A 213-nucleotide genomic window follows, 5' to 3' on the forward strand; every position below is an offset into this window, starting at 1 on the left:
CTGTTGCTGCTGTGGTACATGGTGCCGTTGCGGCTACTGTATATGTATAGGTATTAGCCCCTGCTAATGCTGGTGACCAAGTTCCGCCTGTCGCTGGACTTCCGCCTAAGGCTGCAAATAATTGCCCTGATGTTACCGTGCTTCCTGCACAGATCGTTAGTGTTCCGTTAGTTCCCGCATTTGGTAAAGCCTGTTCGCTTACCACTACCTGAG

General features: G+C 51.2%; 1 protein-coding gene. It reads right to left on the reverse strand.

Annotated features, from left to right (window positions below; all coding sequences use genetic code 11):
• Positions 1-213 (reverse strand): hypothetical protein (locus ACXAG7_RS20275; RefSeq protein WP_476667978.1); only part of this gene is annotated, 213 nt, incomplete at both ends.

The sequence above is a fragment of the Tenacibaculum sp. AWR4_210 genome, from assembly GCF_056160945.1.